Genomic DNA, 15,092 nt, shown 5'->3' with positions numbered 1-15,092 from the left:
GCACGACGGCACGTGATACCGATTTGATGGCCGGTCCGTCTCAGGACGATTCCGGCACTGATCCCGGAACGGCGGCTTGCGCCGAGCCTGTAGCGTGGCCGACGGAGACCGTGACAACACCGCGCGCACCGCGGGCAGAAACGACGGCGAGGACTGATGGCACAGCAGCACGCTCAGGGCCCGTCCGACCCCGAGGCGGCTGGCGGCGGAATGTCGGACGCACCGGAACTGTGGGGCAACGGCGGACTGGTCGGCGACGGCCGCTACCGGCTCACCCACAGACTGGGCCGGGGCGGTATGGCCGAGGTTTTCGCGGCCGAGGACGTCCGGCTCGGGCGCACGGTCGCGGTCAAGCTGCTCCGCTCCGACCTGGCCGAGGACCCGACCTCCAAGGCCCGCTTCACGCGTGAGGCCCAGTCGGTGGCCGGGCTCAACCACCACGCGATCGTCGCCGTGTACGACTCCGGCGAGGACACGGTGTCCACGGGCGGCTACGGCACGGGCGGCGGCCAGTCCGTGCCCTACATCGTCATGGAGATCGTCGAGGGGCGCACGATCCGCGACCTGCTCCTGAACGCCGAGGCGCCCGGGCCCGAGCAGGCCCTGATCATCGTCTCCGGTGTCCTGGAGGCGCTCGCCTACTCGCACCAGCACGGCATCGTGCACCGCGACATCAAGCCCGCGAACGTGATCATCACGCACAACGGCGCCGTCAAGGTCATGGACTTCGGCATCGCGCGCGCCCTGCACGGGGCGTCCACGACGATGACGCAGACCGGCATGGTCATGGGCACGCCCCAGTACCTCTCCCCGGAGCAGGCGCTCGGCAAGGCCGTCGACCACCGCTCCGACCTGTACGCGACGGGCTGCCTCCTCTACGAACTCCTCGCGCTGCGGCCCCCGTTCACCGGTGAGACCCCGCTGTCGGTGGTCTACCAGCACGTCCAGGACATCCCGGTCCCGCCGTCTCAGACCTCGAACGGCGTCTGCCCGCCGGAGCTCGACGGCCTCGTCATGCGCTCCCTCGCCAAGGACCCGGACGACCGTTTCCAGACGGCCGAGGAGATGCGCGGGCTGGTCCAGTACGGCCTCCAGATGCTCTACGACCAGGGCGGCCACACCGGAACCTGGAACACCGGCCCGGTGACCGTGGCGAACGGCCAGGGGACCCCGCCGGGCGGCTTCGGCGGCACGGCGATGATGCCGCAGGACGCCTCCGGCACCACACAGATCCCGCAGCCGATCCTGCCGGGCGGCTACGGCAACGGCGACGACGGCGGCTTCGAGGGGCACGGCAACCACGGCAGCGGCCGGGGCAAGCTGTGGATCCTCGCCGTGCTCGCGGTGATCGCCATCGCGGCGGGTGTGGCGCTGGCCATGAACAACACCGGCAACGGTACCGGCGGTTCGGGCACCTCGCAGTCGCCGACGACCTCGCAGTCCGCGACCGACGACCAGTCCTCCGAGACGCCGAGCGACGAGGCGTCGGCCACGCCGTCGGACACGCAGACGGACGACAGCGGTTCGAATTCCGGTTCGGGGTACACGCCGTCGCCCACGCCCTCGTACACCCAGTCCGAGACGGCCTCCGAGAAGCCGTCGAACACCCCGACCCCGTCCGCCACGAAGCCGTCGGACACTCCGACTGCGAGCACCTCTCCGGATCCGACGGACTCGGGCGACCCCGGTGCCGACGGCGGTACCGGCACCGTCGCCGGAACCCTGGGCGGCGGCTGACCTCCACGCACCCCGACACGCGCGCGTGCGCCCCGTAACAGGGGTCCACGCGCGCGTGCCGTTTCCGCCGTCCTCTAGGGGGCGCACTCCGTGAAGGCCTCGCACACCGCGTCGTACTCCCGGGTCCACCACACGGCGAGCGCCGAGGCGGCCGGGAACTGGGGGTCCGCGCGGGTGTCGCCGCGTTCGTAGTGCCAGCGCAGCATCCAGAAGTCGTTGAGCCGCTCCCACCACACCCGGTGCACGGCGGCGGCGAGTTCGGAGGGCGTGGCCCGCGCGGCCCGCCGGTACGCGAGCGCGTACGCCCGCACCTTCGGCAGGTCGAGCGCCCCGTCGGGCCGTACGAAGAAGATCGCGGCGGCGCGTACGGCCTCCTCGGCGCGGGGCTGTACGCCGAGCCGGTCCCAGTCGACGATCGCGGCGGGGGCGTCGCCCTTGTAGAGCAGGTTGAACGGGTGGAAGTCCCCGTGCACCCACCCCACGGAAGCCCCGCTCGGTGGCCGTCGGTCCGCGTGCCGCTCCAGCAGCTCCCGCCGCTCCAGCAGCCGGCGCCGGGCCAGTTCGTCGAAGTCGTCGGCGGGCCGGTGCCTGCGGACGTGCCCGAGCAGGTCGTCGATGAGGGCGAAGGTGTCGGCGGGGTCGGCCCCCGGCAGGCACTGCGCGCGCTGTCCCGGCATCACCCGTTCCAGGCTCGCGTGGACGACCCCCAGGAGCGCGCCGAGGCGTCCGCACTGGACGGTGGTCAGCTGGCCGCCGTGGCGGTGGCGGCCGTCGATCCAGGGGTGCAGGGCGTAGGCGTGACCGCCCACGACGGCGACCGTACGGCCGTCGCGGTCCGGGACCGGCGGGGCGACGGGGACGCCGAGGTCGGCGAGGCGCCGGGTCGCGGCGTGCTGGCGGGCGATCGCCGCCGGGTCCGCGGTCTCGGGGTCGAAGTGGTGCTTGAGGAAGTAGCGGCCCCGGGTGGTGCGGAGCCGGTAGCCGCGGTTCAGGAGGCCCTGTTCGACGGGTTCGCAGGCGACGGCGGACCCGGCGGCGTACTGGCTCAGGAGGGCGCCCAGCGGGGGCGCGTGGGGCATAGGGGGTGGTACACGTAAGCGCGGCACGCGGCCGATGCTAGGGCACGGAGCGGGCCCCTGAGCTGCGGTTTGTCACAGAAAGTCACCGGTCGGTCGTCGATGGTCGCTTTCGGTCACAGGGTGGGCCCGAAGCGCCGTTCCAGGCCGCCGTCCACCGGGTGCACGGTGCCGAGCCGGGGTTCGATGCGCAGGTAGACCATCGCGTCCCGGGCCGGGCCGAAACGTTCGACCTGGTCGGCCGTCGGCTCGTGCGGTTCGCAGGTGCCGATCACCTGCACGGACCACAGCTCCTCGCCCGGCCCGGCCGAGTCCAGGTTGTCGGCCCCGTAGGCGACGACGCTGCCCACGCACGCGTGGTGGTGGCCGTGGCTCCGGGGCATGCGCAGCACCAGCCGGCCGTCCTGGACGATATGGCCGGCGAGGGCCAGGAAGGGCAGCGCCCGCAGAGTGGTCGCCACCCTGCCGTGGCCGGTGCGGGAGAGCAGCGCGATGGCCGGCTGTGCGTCCTCGGACATGTGACCACTGTCGGCGTGTCCGGCCTCCCGGGGGAGAGGTCTTTGGTCCCTAATCGCGCCGCCGCTCGGCCTGTCTGCGGGCCACGTAGGCCGCCGCCTGCGAGCGCCGCTCCATACCGAGTTTGGAAAGCAGACTCGACACGTAGTTCTTGATGGTCTTCTCCGCGAGGTGCAGCCGCTCGCCGATCGCCCTGTTGGTGAGCCCCTCCCCGATCAGGTCGAGGATCCTGCGCTCCTGGTCGGTGAGCCCTTCGAACCCGTCGTCCGGCCTGGCCCCGCCGTTGCGCAGCCGCTCCAGGACCCGGGCGGTCGCCACCGGGTCCAGCAGCGACCTCCCGGCCGCGACATCCCGTACGGCGCTCAGCAGTTCGTTCCCCCGGATGGCCTTCAGGACATACCCGGAGGCGCCCGCCATGATCGCGTCGAACAGGGCCTCGTCGTCCGCGAACGAGGTCAGCATCAGGCACTGCACCGACTCGTCCCGCGCGCGGATCTCCCGGCACACCTCGACCCCGCTGCCGTCCGGGAGCCGTACGTCGAGAATCGCGACGTCGGGGCGCACGGCCGGGATCCGCACCAGGGCGTCGGCCGCCGTGCCGGCCTCGCCGACCACCTTGATGTCGTCCTCCACGGAGAGCAACTCGTGGACACCTCTGCGTACCACTTCATGGTCATCGAGGAGAAAAACACTGATTTTTCCGTCTTCGCGCACGCCGCAAGTCTCACACGCGACCTCTTCCCGTGCCCGAGGTGACCGGGATAACGTGCCGTTGTTCCGGCCCCCTGCAAGGCTGTGACCAGGAGTTGTTCCCGACTTTGCCGATTTACTTGGAAATCCAAGCAAAATCGCAGGTCAGGAGGGGTTTCACAGAATTGTGGAGCACTGGGTAACGTGCCTGTTGCAGGGCGCTCGCCGGGGCACCTGTCACGCCTGCTCCCGACGAACCGCACCCACCCTGTGCGTCCGTGGGGCGCAGGTGAGCCGCACTGGCACCCGGCGAACCCGGGGAGCCGGACCGACGGAGGAGCACACGTTGACCGTGGAGAGCACTGCCACGCGCAAGCCGCGACGCAGCGCCGGAAGCAAGGCCAAGGGCGCCGACCCGGACCTCGTCCAGCTGCTGACGCCCGAGGGCAAGCGAGTCAAGAACGCGAAGACCGCCCCGTACGACAAGTACGTCGCTGGCATCACCCCCGATGAGCTCCGCGGCCTCTACCGCGACATGGTGCTCACCCGCCGCTTCGACGCCGAGGCCACCGCCCTCCAGCGCCAGGGCGAACTGGGCCTGTGGGCCTCGCTGCTCGGCCAGGAGGCCGCCCAGATCGGCTCCGGGCGGGCCACCCGCGAGGACGACTACGTCTTCCCGACCTACCGCGAGCACGGCGTCGCCTGGTGCAGGGGGGTCGATCCGACCAACCTGCTGGGCATGTTCCGGGGCGTCAACCACGGCGGCTGGGACCCCACCGTCAACAACTTCCACCTGTACACGATCGTCATCGGCTCGCAGACGCTGCACGCCACCGGCTACGCGATGGGCGTGACCATGGACGGCGCCGACAGCGCCGTCATCGCGTACTTCGGGGACGGCGCCTCCAGCCAGGGCGACGTCGCCGAGTCGTTCACCTTCTCCGCGGTCTACAACGCCCCGGTCGTGTTCTTCTGCCAGAACAACCAGTGGGCCATCTCCGAGCCCACCGAGAAGCAGACCCGCGTCCCGCTCTACCAGCGCGCGCAGGGCTACGGCTTCCCGGGCGTCCGCGTCGACGGCAACGACGTGCTGGCCTGCCTCGCGGTCACCAAGTGGGCGCTGGAGCGGGCCCGCAGCGGCGAGGGCCCGACGCTCGTCGAGGCGTACACGTACCGCATGGGCGCCCACACCACCTCGGACGACCCGACGAAGTACCGGGCCGACGAGGAGCGCGAGTCCTGGGAGGCGAAGGACCCGATCCTGCGGCTGCGCCGGTACCTGGAGGCCTCAAACCACGCGGACGAGGGATTTTTCGCGGAACTCGAAGCCGAGTCCGAGGCGTTGGGCAGGCGAGTACGCGAAGCGGTCCGTGCCATGCCGGACCCGGACCGGTTCGCACTCTTCGAGCACGTGTACGCGGACGGGCACGCGCTCGTCGACGAGGAGAGGGCCCAGTTCGCCGCCTACCAGGCGTCGTTCGCGGACGAAGAAGGGGGTAAGTGACATGGCGGAGACCGCGACTTCCAAGAACCTGCCGCTCGCCAAGGCGATCAACGAATCGCTGCGCGCCGCCCTGGAGTCCGACCCCAAGGTCCTCATCATGGGTGAGGACGTCGGCAAGCTCGGCGGCGTCTTCCGCGTCACGGACGGCCTTCAGAAGGACTTCGGCGAGAGCCGGGTCGTCGACACCCCGCTCGCCGAGTCGGGCATCGTAGGCACTGCCATCGGATTGGCACTCCGCGGCTACCGCCCGGTCGTGGAGATCCAGTTCGACGGCTTCGTCTTCCCGGCCTACGACCAGATCGTCACCCAGCTCGCCAAGATGCACGCGCGCTCCCTGGGCAAGGTCAAGCTCCCGATCGTCGTCCGCATCCCCTACGGCGGCGGAATCGGCGCGGTCGAACACCACTCGGAGTCCCCCGAGGCCCTGTTCGCCCATGTGGCCGGCCTGAAGATCGTCAGCCCGTCGAACGCGTCGGACGCCTACTGGATGATGCAGCAGGCCATCCAGAGCGACGACCCGGTGATCTTCTTCGAACCCAAGCGGCGCTACTGGGACAAGGGCGAGGTCAACACGGAGGCCATCCCCGGCCCCCTGCACAAGGCCCGCGTCGTCCGCGAGGGCACCGCCCTGACCCTCGCCGCCTACGGCCCGATGGTGAAGCTCTGCCAGGAGGTCGCCGACGCGGCGGCCGAGGAGGGCAAGTCGCTGGAGATCCTGGACCTGCGCTCGGTGTCCCCGCTGGACTTCGACGCGATCCAGGCCTCGGTCGAGAAGACCCGCCGCCTGGTCGTGGTCCACGAGGCGCCGGTGTTCTTCGGCTCCGGCGCGGAGATCGCGGCCCGCATCACCGAGCGCTGCTTCTACCACCTGGAGGCGCCGGTCCTCAGGGTCGGCGGCTATCACGCCCCGTACCCGCCGGCCCGCCTGGAGGAGGAGTACCTGCCGAGCCTGGACCGGGTGCTCGACGCCGTCGACCGCGCTCTGGCGTACTGAGGAGAGGGTCGTGACGACGATGACTGAAGCGTCCGTACGCGAGTTCAAGATGCCGGACGTGGGTGAGGGTCTCACCGAGGCCGAGATCCTCAAGTGGTACGTCCAGCCCGGCGACACCGTCACCGACGGCCAGGTCGTCTGCGAGGTGGAGACGGCCAAGGCGGCGGTGGAACTCCCCATCCCCTACGACGGCGTGGTCCACGAACTCCGCTTCCCCGAGGGGACGACGGTGGCGGTGGGCACGTCCATCATCGCGGTGTCGGTGGCGGGCGGCGGTGCCGCTCCCGAGGAGACTCCGGCCGCTCCCGTGGCCGCTCCCGTACAGGAGGAGGCGAAGCCCGCGGCCCCGGCCCGCACACCGGTGCTGGTGGGCTACGGCGTCTCCACGTCCGCCACGAAGCGCCGCCCCCGCAAGGGCGCGGAGATCCCGGCCCAGGAGGCGTCGGCGGCGGTCCAGGCGGAGCTGAACGGCCACGCGGGGACCGCTGTCGTGGAGCGACGCCCCCTCGCGAAGCCGCCGGTGCGCAAGCTGGCGAAGGACCTGGGCGTCGACCTGGCGACGGTGACCCCGTCGGGCCCGGACGGCATCATCACCCGCGAGGACGTGCACGCGGCGGTGGCTCCGGCTCCGGCACCAGCGCCGGAACCGGTGCAGGCGCCCCAGCCGGTCGCCCTTTCGCCGGCCCCCGCGACGTACGACACGACCCGGGAGACCCGTATCCCGGTCAAGGGCGTCCGCAAGGCGACGGCGGCGGCGATGGTCGGCTCGGCGTTCACGGCACCGCATGTCACGGAGTTCGTGACGGTCGACGTGACGCGCACGATGAAGCTGGTCGAGGAACTCAAGCAGGACAAGGAGATGCAGGGCCGCCGGGTCAACCCGCTCCTGCTGATCGCCAAGGCCCTGCTGGTGGCCGTCAAGCGCAACCCGGACATCAACGCGTCCTGGGACGAGGCCGCGCAGGAGATCGTCCTCAAGCACTACGTCAACCTCGGCATCGCGGCGGCGACCCCGCGCGGCCTGATCGTCCCGAACATCAAGGACGCCCACGCGAAGACACTCCCGCAACTGGCCGATTCCCTGGGCGAGTTGGTGTCCACGGCGCGCGACGGCAAGACGTCCCCCGCGGCGATGCAGGGCGGCACGGTGACCATCACCAACGTCGGCGTCTTCGGCATCGACACCGGCACCCCGATCCTCAACCCCGGCGAGTCGGCGATCCTCGCGATCGGCACGATCAGACTCCAACCGTGGGTCCACAAGGGCAAGGTGAAGCCGCGCCAGGTGACGACGCTGGCGTTGTCCTTCGACCACCGGTTGGTGGACGGGGAGTTGGGGTCGAAGGTGCTGGCGGATGTGGCGGCGATTCTTGAGCAGCCGAAGCGGTTGATCACCTGGGGGTAGGTGGCAGGGGCCGCGCGTCTCAATGAGTCGGGGGTGCGCGGCTCGGTGTTCTCAGTCTTCGCCGACCTGTATGAGCATGGCGAAGCGCCGGCTATCGGTGCCGACGACCAAGCCGTCGAAGGTACAGGCGGACACGGCGGTCCAACTGTGTTCGTCGCCGTTGGACCACCACAGGGCGTCCGGCCCGAGGATTTCCACCACCTGGCCCGCGACGGTGTCGGCCTCGGTGCGCTCCATGAACGTGAACTCCGGCCAGACGAGGGACTGCGAGGCGAGACGGCCCATCATGGCCGCGGCGTTCTTCGTGTAAATGGGCTCCAACGCCTCCTCGACCTGTCCGACGGGTGCCGGACCGTCCGAGCTACTGGCGTGCTGCCGCCAGTCCTTCTCGTGCAACTGCCCGACGAGGATGTGCGTTTCAGCGGCGACGGCGGTCAGGACGCCGCTCGCACCGCCACTGGTCGTACGCAGCCACCCTGAGCGGACGTACACGCGCTGTGAGTGGGCCAGTTGCTTCAATAGAACCGACAACTCGTCCCTGTTCCCGGCCACTTGGATGTCCTCCTTACACCGAGGGGCCGTAGTCGGCGCGCGGCGCGGTCAGCCGGTCGGCGACCAGTGCCAGCCAGCCGCTCGGTGAGTACGGTGCCGACGGGTCGACCTCCATGCCCAACTCGGCTACGGCGAGGGCGTAGTCGGACTCGTCGAGGTCCAGGGCGAGCAGTTCGTGCAGCTCGCCGACGAGGCGGGCGACCAACTGCGGGTCGGTCGAGGTCCGGTAGTCGTCGATCGCCGCGTCGTGATCGTCGAACTCGTCCGGCATGTCCTGGGAGAACCACCCGCCGAGGAATTGACCGAGTTCCGGGAAGCGGGCGTGCCATTCCCAGTGGGTGGCGGGGGTGGCCGGGGCCGGGACCTCGCCCTCCTCCACGCTGTGCTTGATGTGGTCGGCGAGGCAGTACAGCCACTGCCGGAGGTCGGCTTCGGGAAGGCCGACGTCCGGGACGGCGTAGAACTCGCCGAGGCGCAGGCGGAGTCGGCCGGGAGGGTTGTCGGCGTACTCACGGAGTTGGCGTTCGGCGACGGCGAGGGCCCAGGGGCGGCTGTGCCAGGTGTGGCGGAGGTAGGCGGTGAGGGCTTCGCTCGCCTTGTCCGGGGTGTCGTCGGCCGGCTGCCCGGCGTAGGCACGGATCACCTGGTCCAACTCGCCGTAGCGGCGGTCGTGTTCTAGGGGGCTCAGGGGCACGCGGATCAGCCTCTACGGATCGGGTCGTTACAGGTAGACGGGGAACGTGGCGTGGACGGCGAAGCCGTGCGGCCGGGACGCGTCCCGCTTCAGGATCACCCGGGCCGCGCGGACGTCCACCGGGTCCCGTCCGGCCAGCATCATCGCCTGGAGCAGGACGCGTCCGACCGGTTCGGGGCGGGAGGGCCACGACGCCTCGATGGTCAGGCGGGGGCGCGTGGACTGGGCGAGCCAGCGGTGGATTGCCTGCTCGTTGGCGGTGACCACCTGTTGGGTGGCCCATTGGGCGGTTTCTCGGTCGGGGTAGGTGGCGGTACGGGTGCGCATTTATTGATCGCTCTCAGTCTTCGTCGAAGGCCCAGAAAACTCCCGCTTCGGAGTCCGAAACAACAATGAGGCCGCAGTCGGTGGTGAAGTTGGAAAGGCAGTTCCATTCAGCATCGGGATTCAGTAGATCCACATCGGGGTCATCCCGGGCGGCAGCCAGGTTGGTGTAGTAGGCGGGTTCTGGGGAAAATCTTGAAATAACCGTTTCGGCGCACTCGAAAAGCCGCTCTTTACGGTTCTCGAAATCCGGGACGTTTGAAGATTGGTAGTATTGTCCTTGCAGGGCGACCAGTAGTTGGGATGCGGATTTCTTTCCCACTCGGTAAAGAAGGGAATCGAACTCGTCGAGGCGTAGGTCGGCGAAGGGCGTTTCTTGTTTCCTGTCGCTGCCGGACCCTGGTGGTGGAAAATTCAGGGAACCCCAATTTCGCGGATCTTTGACTTGAATTTTCATGACGGCCTGCACGTCACGGCGCCAGTCGTCGTGGTTCCTGGGACCCACCGCCGCGAAGGTCCACGCCCCGCCGAAAAGTTCCAGCAGAGCCGATTTCCAGGAAGCGGAATCGATCACCTGTTGCCCTCTCGTAGCTTGTTGTTCCTCATGACTGAACCGTGTCGCTCGGCATCGAAGTGAGGACGACGTAGGGCGGATGTCCGCCGGGGCGTGGTTTCAAGGTCACATTGACGATATGTGAGTCGTGGGCAGCGGAGTCGCCTCGCGTCCACGTCTTGCCCACGGTGTCGTTGAAAGTGAGTCCCACGGTTCGCTTGGAACGGTCCGGATTGGGGTTGCTCGCAAGCCAGTTCGCGATCTTCTGCTGGTTGCCCGGGTCGTCGAGGACGCCCTGTGTGTAGCGCTGGGCCGATGTCAGGTCGGTGAAAGTCGATGCGGCGATCGGCGCGACCGTGCCGTCCGGACGTATCTTTGCCTGGTCGCGAAGCCTTTGCTCCAGTTGTGCGTCCGTCTTTCCCACATGTTTGTCGATAACGTGCGAACCTGCCAGTCCTTCCTGATTGGCGAGATCGACGGGAAAGCGGTGCTTGGACTCGTCATCTCCCGGAACCGTGTAGAGAGGATCCCCTTTGAAGTCCGTCAATGCCCGCGCGCCGAACGCCTCGGCTCTGGCCGTTTCGGCATTGAAGGTCGGTGCGCTCGTGAATGCCTCGTCCAGGGCCGGCAGTAGCGTATTGATTTCACCGACCTGTCGGTCAATGCGGTTGTTGTAGGCCGACACCGCGTCGTTCAGGGCACCTTCGTCGATGTTCAGTACGATCCCGACCGAGACATCCGCGACCAGGCCCTTGCCTGCTTCCCACAGCCCTTTCACCAGACTTTTGGCGTCCGTGATGTCCAGCTCTCTCGGATCGAGTTGCTTGACACTGTCGACAACGGCTTGGCGGTAGATTCGGTGCAGATCGTCCCGGACGTCCTCGGCGGCCTTCGCGACGTTGTAGATCGCATCGACCATGGCATCGCACGTGTCGAAGAGAACGGCGAAGACGGGATGGCTGCTTCCCCTCTTCTTCGCGTCGTCGTTGGACCAGTCGTAACCCTCACGGTTCTTGCCCCAGGCCGAAGTCCCCCACAGCGTGCTGCAGAACGTCCGCATCGCGTTGTACCAGTCCTGATCGGTCTGGTCGGTGATGCTGCCGACGAGGCCTGTGAGCGTTCCGTCCACCATGCCGAGCGTGGTCTGCGGCATTCGCCATGCCTGGGAGATCGAGTACAGGCGCAGGTGATTGGGCAGCGGGAGGATCGTTGCCGCTTTGCCCCAACGGCACTCGTGCTCCAGCAGGGGACGCATGACAGCCAGGACTACGGCTTCCAGACCTTCGAGGGCCTCCTGCATCAAGTCCTGGCCCGCGTCGATGTCCCCCCACTTGAAATCGGTGACCGGACCGTACGTGGGGGCTTTGTCGATGACATGTGGGGCGGGCCGGTGCGTCACCTGTCCCGCCGGAGAAGGGTTGGTGGCCGCGTCGGCCGCCGCGTAGTTGTTGGCGGTGGACGTGAAGCCGACAGCGGCTCCCCCCACGCTCACCACGGACTTCGCCCAGACCTCGAGGAAGCGCTCGGCGACTTTCAGGTAGGCGGTCGTGAAGTCCTTCATCGCCGTGCCCCTCCCGCCGCCGTCCGGGTACCGGGCCAGTTCGTCGAGGAACGACTTGATGCCACGGTCAAGAGGGTCCTGCTGGCCCGCTATACCCGTTGAGACGCCGTACAGGACGGTCGGAGTGACGTCGATCTTCCCGTTCGCCGGAGACGTCGGGGTGCTCATCAGGCCGCCCCCCAACCCCGCAGCACCGCCCGGTGCGCCGCCGCGTAGTTCGCGTGCCCGGTGGTGACATACGCGTGCAGCCACTTCTGCGCGGCCTGGAGGTCCTGCGCGGAGCGGTCCCACTCGTCGAGCTTCTCGACGAAGACCTCGCGGGCCTCGCCCTTCCAGGACAGTACGACCGGTTCGGCGCGGTCGTAGAGGTCGTCGAGTCTGCCGTTGAGCTGCTTGAGGATGTCCTCCAGCTCGGTGGCGAGGTCGTGGAGCGTGGCGAAGGAGACGGATATGTGGTCGTCGTCGGCGGAAGGCCCGGTCGACATGATCCCCCTGGACATCGGTCGGCAACTACGGCTGGGTGGTGGGCACTTGACGGCCCGGTTCAGAAGGAGTCGAGGCTGCTGCGGGGTGTAGCCGGCGTATCGTCGCCCGTCGCCTCCACGTCGGGCGTGGACAGCTTGTCGACCTCGCTGCCGACGTCGACCTGGATCTTCCGCATGCGTTCCAGCACCTCGATGTCATGTGCGGAGAAGCCGTCCCGGCTCATCCGCACCGCCTCCTCCAGCAGCTTCATCACTTCGCGGATGCGTACGGCGTCCTCGGTCGCCGCGCGGTGGAACTCGCGGTACGCCGTCGCCGCGGGGCCGCACCAGCCGGCCTCGATGCGGTCGACGATCGCGTCCATGCGTCTGACCTGCTTGTCGAGGTGGTCCTGCATGTCGTCGAGGTCGCCGGCGAGTTTGGTGAGGTCGGCGGACGTCACGCGGAGGTCGGGGCCGCCGCCCTGGTTCGTACCGGTTCCGGGCACTGCCATGCCGTATCCCCGCCCCCGTCGCGTCGGCATCACACGTCACTTGCTGTTGCAATAATCCTACGGTTCGCAGTGGCCCCGGAGCCAGGCCGTTCAAGGTCCCACGATGTCCAACTCTGCCCAGACGGTCTTCCCGACGGTGAGCCTCTCCACGGCCCAACGGGCGGCCACCGTACGGACGATGAGCAGGCCGCGGCCGAACTGGTCGTCGGGGGTGGAGGTTTGGGGCCACGGGAGGCGCTCGCCCCTCGGGTCGGTGACCGCCACGCGCAGGGCGTTGCCGGTGAGGGACGTCTCGACGCGGAAGAGGCGGTCGCGGAGGCACCCGTGCAGTAACGCGTTCGTGCACAACTCGCTTGCCAGCAGGGCCGCGTCGGCGGCGGAGTGAGGGTGGCCCCAGGCGGCCGTGAGGTGGGCGACGTGTCTGCGGGCGCGGGGGATGTTGCTCGGGTACGGGGTGTAGGTGACGGCGTCGTAGTGGTCGTAGGGGCCGTTGGGCTTGGGGAGTCCGGGAGGACAGGAGTCGGTCACCGGGGCGCACCTCCTTGTGCGATGGGGGGACAGAGGTCAGGTGGGGTGGCTCTGCCGTGCTGTGCCGGGTGTGGGCAGCGCGGTGCACTTCCCCAACTGGTGCCGCTGGGTGGCTTGTTGTGCACTGACGGTAGCCTCTGTGAAGGTGAGCCAGCAACCCAATCGGACAGAAAGCTTGCTGTCCCCGGGTTGTGGTTGCTCGGTTCCGGGTCTCAGACTGGGGCGACTCAGTGGGAGGGAACGCGATATGGCAGGCAGGGACCCCAACCGGGGGAAGACGATCACGACCGTGTTGGGGCGTCGACTCGGTGGGGAGCTGCTACGGATGCGGGAGGCGTGTGATCTGCGCCAGCCGCACGCCGCCGAGGCGCTGACGGCGTCCGTCACGAAGGTGGCCAAGATCGAGCGCGGGCAGGTGCCGTTGCGTGATCCCGATGTCAGAGCGCTGTGTCATCTGTACGGCGAGACCGACGAGACGGTGATCCGCAAGCTTCTGGCCCTCGCGAAGGCGGACCGGGACCGTCGCAAGGTCCAGGGCTGGTGGAATCAGTACCCCCAGCTGAAGGAGCAGATGGAGTACGTGGCTCTGGAGGACATCGCCACAGGACTCCGGATGTGGCAATTGACCTTCATCCCGGGCCTGTTGCAGACACCGGACTACGTCCGCGCCCTTGCGGTGGGCAACGGAACCTGGGAGAACCCCGACGAGATCGGCCCCTTCGTCGAGGCGAGGATCGCCCGTCAGGCGCGGCTGGCCGGCGAACACCCCCTGCGACTGTGGGCGGTGCTGCACGAGGGGGTGTTGCGACAGTTGGTCGGTGGACGGGACATCATGCGGGCCCAGTTGGACCATCTCCTCGGAGCGGCCCAGTCGCCCAACGTACGAGTACAGGTGGTCCCGTTCACCGCAGGCGCTCATCCCGGTATGACCAGTGCCTTCACCGTGGTCTCCTTCGCGGAGCCGGGCGCCTTGGACCTCGTACAGGCGGATACTTTCTCGACGAAGGTCTGGCTCGAGAGCGAAGCCGACGCCGCGCGTCACAACGAGGTCTTCAGCCGCATCACACGGTTGGCGCTGACGCAGCAGGACTCCCTCAGCCTCATCGACAGTGTCCGTAAGGAGATGTAGGTCCCTTGTCCGAGTTCGAGTTCACGAAGTCCACGTACAGCAGCGGCGACGCGCACGGCGAATGCGTCGAAGTCGCCCGCAACATCCCCACCACCATCGCCGTCCGTGACTCGAAAGACATGGACGGGCCGATAGTTCGGCTCGCCCCCGCCGCCTGGGCCGCGTTCGTCGCGCTCACCAGAGTGACTCGGTGAGATTCCGCGGTGCGTTACTCGTGCTGTTCGTGTTGCCGCTGCTGTGGGGAGCCCTGTCGCTGTTGAGAGCCGGCGCGGCCTCCGGCCCTCCTGACTGCCCGGGGCTCCAGCTGGACGCGGAGGGCGAGAGCTCCCCGGGGCACATGCGCGAGGGCGACCGTTGCGCGCTCTCCTACGACACCGCCACCGGCCGCTCGACCGGCACGAGCACGTACGACCAGCTGAAGTTCGCCCAGGAAGTGAAGCGCCGGAGCCTGGGGCGTGAGGGCGCGCTGTTCGTGCTGTACGGGGTGACGGGGATCGGCGTCGTGTTCGCCGCCACTCGGAAACGCGGGTCCTAGGGGCGTGGGTCAGTGACGAGCAAGTGTCCTCGCCGCCCGTTATCGGTTGATCGGCCGTCGTGCTCACTGACGGCTCGGGAGCATCGCGAGTGCCTGCGAGCGTTGGGTGACCAACTCCGGCTAGGTGCCGTCGCGTTCGGCCCACCGGTGCATGAGCACGCCCCGCACCAGGATCTCGTGACATCCGCAGCCTGGACGGCGGCACCACCACCGTGAACCATCCCGTCATCGGCGAGCTGCGCCCCGTTACTGACCCACGCTCCTGGCTACGACGAAGGGGCCCGCCGCTGGCATGCGGCAGGCCCCCGAAGAACGTGT

18 protein-coding genes and 1 pseudogene are annotated in these 15,092 nt (G+C 68.5%); 7 read left to right on the top strand and 12 right to left on the bottom strand.

Annotation, left to right across the window (positions count from 1 at the left end):
* The first annotated feature begins 156 nt into the window (after window positions 1–156).
* Window positions 157–1,737: a protein kinase domain-containing protein gene (locus ACFXC1_RS26280; RefSeq protein ID WP_381246407.1), complete on the top strand. Its 1,581-nt coding sequence runs from the start codon at window positions 157–159 to the stop codon at window positions 1,735–1,737.
* Window positions 1,738–1,811: 74 nt separating this feature from the next.
* Here the strand turns inward: ACFXC1_RS26280 and ACFXC1_RS26275 are convergent, their stop codons facing one another.
* The 3 genes from ACFXC1_RS26275 to ACFXC1_RS26265 form a co-directional block, all read right to left on the bottom strand.
* Window positions 1,812–2,816 (bottom strand): phosphotransferase, encoded by a 1,005-nt coding sequence (locus ACFXC1_RS26275; protein ID WP_381246404.1) that lies wholly within the window; start codon window positions 2,814–2,816, stop codon window positions 1,812–1,814.
* A 113-nt stretch (window positions 2,817–2,929) separates the two neighbouring features.
* On the bottom strand, window positions 2,930–3,331 hold the full coding sequence (locus ACFXC1_RS26270; protein WP_381246401.1) for a pyridoxamine 5'-phosphate oxidase family protein: 402 nt from the start codon (window positions 3,329–3,331) through the stop codon (window positions 2,930–2,932).
* 49 nt (window positions 3,332–3,380) lie between these two features.
* Window positions 3,381–4,043: a response regulator gene (locus ACFXC1_RS26265; RefSeq protein WP_381246398.1), complete on the bottom strand. Its 663-nt coding sequence runs from the start codon at window positions 4,041–4,043 to the stop codon at window positions 3,381–3,383.
* Window positions 4,044–4,365: 322 nt separating this feature from the next.
* Here ACFXC1_RS26265 and pdhA point away from each other — a divergent pair, with 322 nt between their 5' ends.
* From pdhA to ACFXC1_RS26250, 3 genes are read left to right on the top strand one after another with little or no spacing between them, the layout of a single operon-like run.
* Entirely contained in the window at window positions 4,366–5,523 is a 1,158-nt protein-coding gene (gene pdhA / locus ACFXC1_RS26260; RefSeq protein ID WP_381246395.1) for a pyruvate dehydrogenase (acetyl-transferring) E1 component subunit alpha, read from the top strand.
* 1 nt (window position 5,524) lies between these two features.
* Window positions 5,525–6,517 (top strand): alpha-ketoacid dehydrogenase subunit beta, encoded by a 993-nt coding sequence (locus ACFXC1_RS26255; protein WP_381246392.1) that lies wholly within the window; start codon window positions 5,525–5,527, stop codon window positions 6,515–6,517.
* 10 nt (window positions 6,518–6,527) lie between these two features.
* Window positions 6,528–7,922, top strand: a complete 1,395-nt coding sequence (locus ACFXC1_RS26250) for a dihydrolipoamide acetyltransferase family protein (RefSeq protein ID WP_381246389.1) — start codon at window positions 6,528–6,530, stop codon at window positions 7,920–7,922.
* A gap of 51 nt (window positions 7,923–7,973) precedes the next feature.
* On the opposite strand, the gene ACFXC1_RS26245 is transcribed toward ACFXC1_RS26250, so the two are convergent.
* The 8 genes from ACFXC1_RS26245 to ACFXC1_RS26210 form a co-directional block, all read right to left on the bottom strand.
* Entirely contained in the window at window positions 7,974–8,414 is a 441-nt protein-coding gene (locus ACFXC1_RS26245) for a hypothetical protein (protein WP_381246386.1), read from the bottom strand.
* Between the two features lie 73 nt (window positions 8,415–8,487).
* Complete coding sequence (locus tag ACFXC1_RS26240) at window positions 8,488–9,168, bottom strand: contact-dependent growth inhibition system immunity protein (RefSeq protein WP_381246383.1); 681 nt, start codon at window positions 9,166–9,168, stop codon at window positions 8,488–8,490.
* Between the two features lie 27 nt (window positions 9,169–9,195).
* The gene (locus ACFXC1_RS26235) at window positions 9,196–9,495 is read right to left on the bottom strand and encodes an RNase A-like domain-containing protein (protein WP_381246380.1); all 300 of its coding nucleotides are present in this window, start codon (window positions 9,493–9,495) and stop codon (window positions 9,196–9,198) included.
* Between the two features lie 13 nt (window positions 9,496–9,508).
* The gene (locus tag ACFXC1_RS26230) at window positions 9,509–10,066 is read right to left on the bottom strand and encodes a hypothetical protein (protein WP_381246377.1); all 558 of its coding nucleotides are present in this window, start codon (window positions 10,064–10,066) and stop codon (window positions 9,509–9,511) included.
* Window positions 10,067–10,094: 28 nt separating this feature from the next.
* Entirely contained in the window at window positions 10,095–11,774 is a 1,680-nt protein-coding gene (locus ACFXC1_RS26225; protein WP_381246375.1) for an RNase A-like domain-containing protein, read from the bottom strand.
* Window positions 11,774–12,091, bottom strand: coding sequence for a WXG100 family type VII secretion target (locus ACFXC1_RS26220; RefSeq protein WP_381246372.1), 318 nt, complete (start codon window positions 12,089–12,091; stop codon window positions 11,774–11,776). Before ACFXC1_RS26220 ends, ACFXC1_RS26225 begins: the two co-directional genes overlap by 1 nt.
* Window positions 12,092–12,150: 59 nt before the next feature.
* Complete coding sequence (locus tag ACFXC1_RS26215) at window positions 12,151–12,582, bottom strand: WXG100 family type VII secretion target (protein ID WP_381246369.1); 432 nt, start codon at window positions 12,580–12,582, stop codon at window positions 12,151–12,153.
* Between the two features lie 90 nt (window positions 12,583–12,672).
* The gene (locus tag ACFXC1_RS26210; RefSeq protein ID WP_381246366.1) at window positions 12,673–13,110 is read right to left on the bottom strand and encodes an ATP-binding protein; all 438 of its coding nucleotides are present in this window, start codon (window positions 13,108–13,110) and stop codon (window positions 12,673–12,675) included.
* A 247-nt stretch (window positions 13,111–13,357) separates the two neighbouring features.
* Between ACFXC1_RS26210 and ACFXC1_RS26205 the strand changes: the two genes are divergently transcribed.
* From ACFXC1_RS26205 to ACFXC1_RS26195, 3 genes are read left to right on the top strand one after another with little or no spacing between them, the layout of a single operon-like run.
* Window positions 13,358–14,239 carry a helix-turn-helix domain-containing protein gene (locus ACFXC1_RS26205; RefSeq protein WP_381246363.1) on the top strand — a complete coding sequence of 294 codons (882 nt, stop codon included), beginning with the start codon at window positions 13,358–13,360 and terminating at the stop codon, window positions 14,237–14,239.
* Window positions 14,240–14,244: 5 nt separating this feature from the next.
* Window positions 14,245–14,433 carry a DUF397 domain-containing protein gene (locus ACFXC1_RS26200; protein WP_381246360.1) on the top strand — a complete coding sequence of 63 codons (189 nt, stop codon included), beginning with the start codon at window positions 14,245–14,247 and terminating at the stop codon, window positions 14,431–14,433.
* Window positions 14,430–14,774, top strand: a complete 345-nt coding sequence (locus ACFXC1_RS26195; protein WP_381246358.1) for a hypothetical protein — start codon at window positions 14,430–14,432, stop codon at window positions 14,772–14,774. The genes ACFXC1_RS26200 and ACFXC1_RS26195 overlap by 4 nt, the downstream gene beginning before the upstream one ends.
* A gap of 63 nt (window positions 14,775–14,837) precedes the next feature.
* On the opposite strand, the pseudogene ACFXC1_RS26190 reads toward ACFXC1_RS26195, so the two are convergent.
* Window positions 14,838–14,951 (bottom strand): annotated as a pseudogene (locus ACFXC1_RS26190) (oxidoreductase); the annotation flags it as partial.
* Window positions 14,952–15,092: the final 141 nt, after the last annotated feature.

Origin of the sequence: Streptomyces hokutonensis (assembly GCF_042751305.1) — a bacterium.
Classification (GTDB): Bacteria; Actinomycetota; Actinomycetes; order Streptomycetales; family Streptomycetaceae; genus Streptomyces; species Streptomyces hokutonensis_A.
Note: the sequence above shows the minus strand (reverse complement) of the source record. Positions and strands in the feature narration are given on the sequence as shown.

Excerpts from the sequence above, each read along its gene's own strand:
- ACFXC1_RS26215 (WP_381246369.1), bottom strand. The coding sequence starts at position 12,582 with ATGGCAGTGCCCGGAACCGGTACGAACCAGGGCGGCGGCCCCGACCTC.
- ACFXC1_RS26280 (WP_381246407.1), top strand. The coding sequence starts at position 157 with ATGGCACAGCAGCACGCTCAGGGCCCGTCCGACCCCGAGGCGGCTGGC.
- ACFXC1_RS26225 (WP_381246375.1), bottom strand. The coding sequence starts at position 11,774 with ATGAGCACCCCGACGTCTCCGGCGAACGGGAAGATCGACGTCACTCCG.
- ACFXC1_RS26220 (WP_381246372.1), bottom strand. The coding sequence starts at position 12,091 with ATGTCGACCGGGCCTTCCGCCGACGACGACCACATATCCGTCTCCTTC.
- ACFXC1_RS26255 (WP_381246392.1), top strand. The coding sequence starts at position 5,525 with ATGGCGGAGACCGCGACTTCCAAGAACCTGCCGCTCGCCAAGGCGATC.
- ACFXC1_RS26275 (WP_381246404.1), bottom strand. The coding sequence starts at position 2,816 with ATGCCCCACGCGCCCCCGCTGGGCGCCCTCCTGAGCCAGTACGCCGCC.
- ACFXC1_RS26270 (WP_381246401.1), bottom strand. The coding sequence starts at position 3,331 with ATGTCCGAGGACGCACAGCCGGCCATCGCGCTGCTCTCCCGCACCGGC.
- ACFXC1_RS26235 (WP_381246380.1), bottom strand. The coding sequence starts at position 9,495 with ATGCGCACCCGTACCGCCACCTACCCCGACCGAGAAACCGCCCAATGG.
- ACFXC1_RS26205 (WP_381246363.1), top strand. The coding sequence starts at position 13,358 with ATGGCAGGCAGGGACCCCAACCGGGGGAAGACGATCACGACCGTGTTG.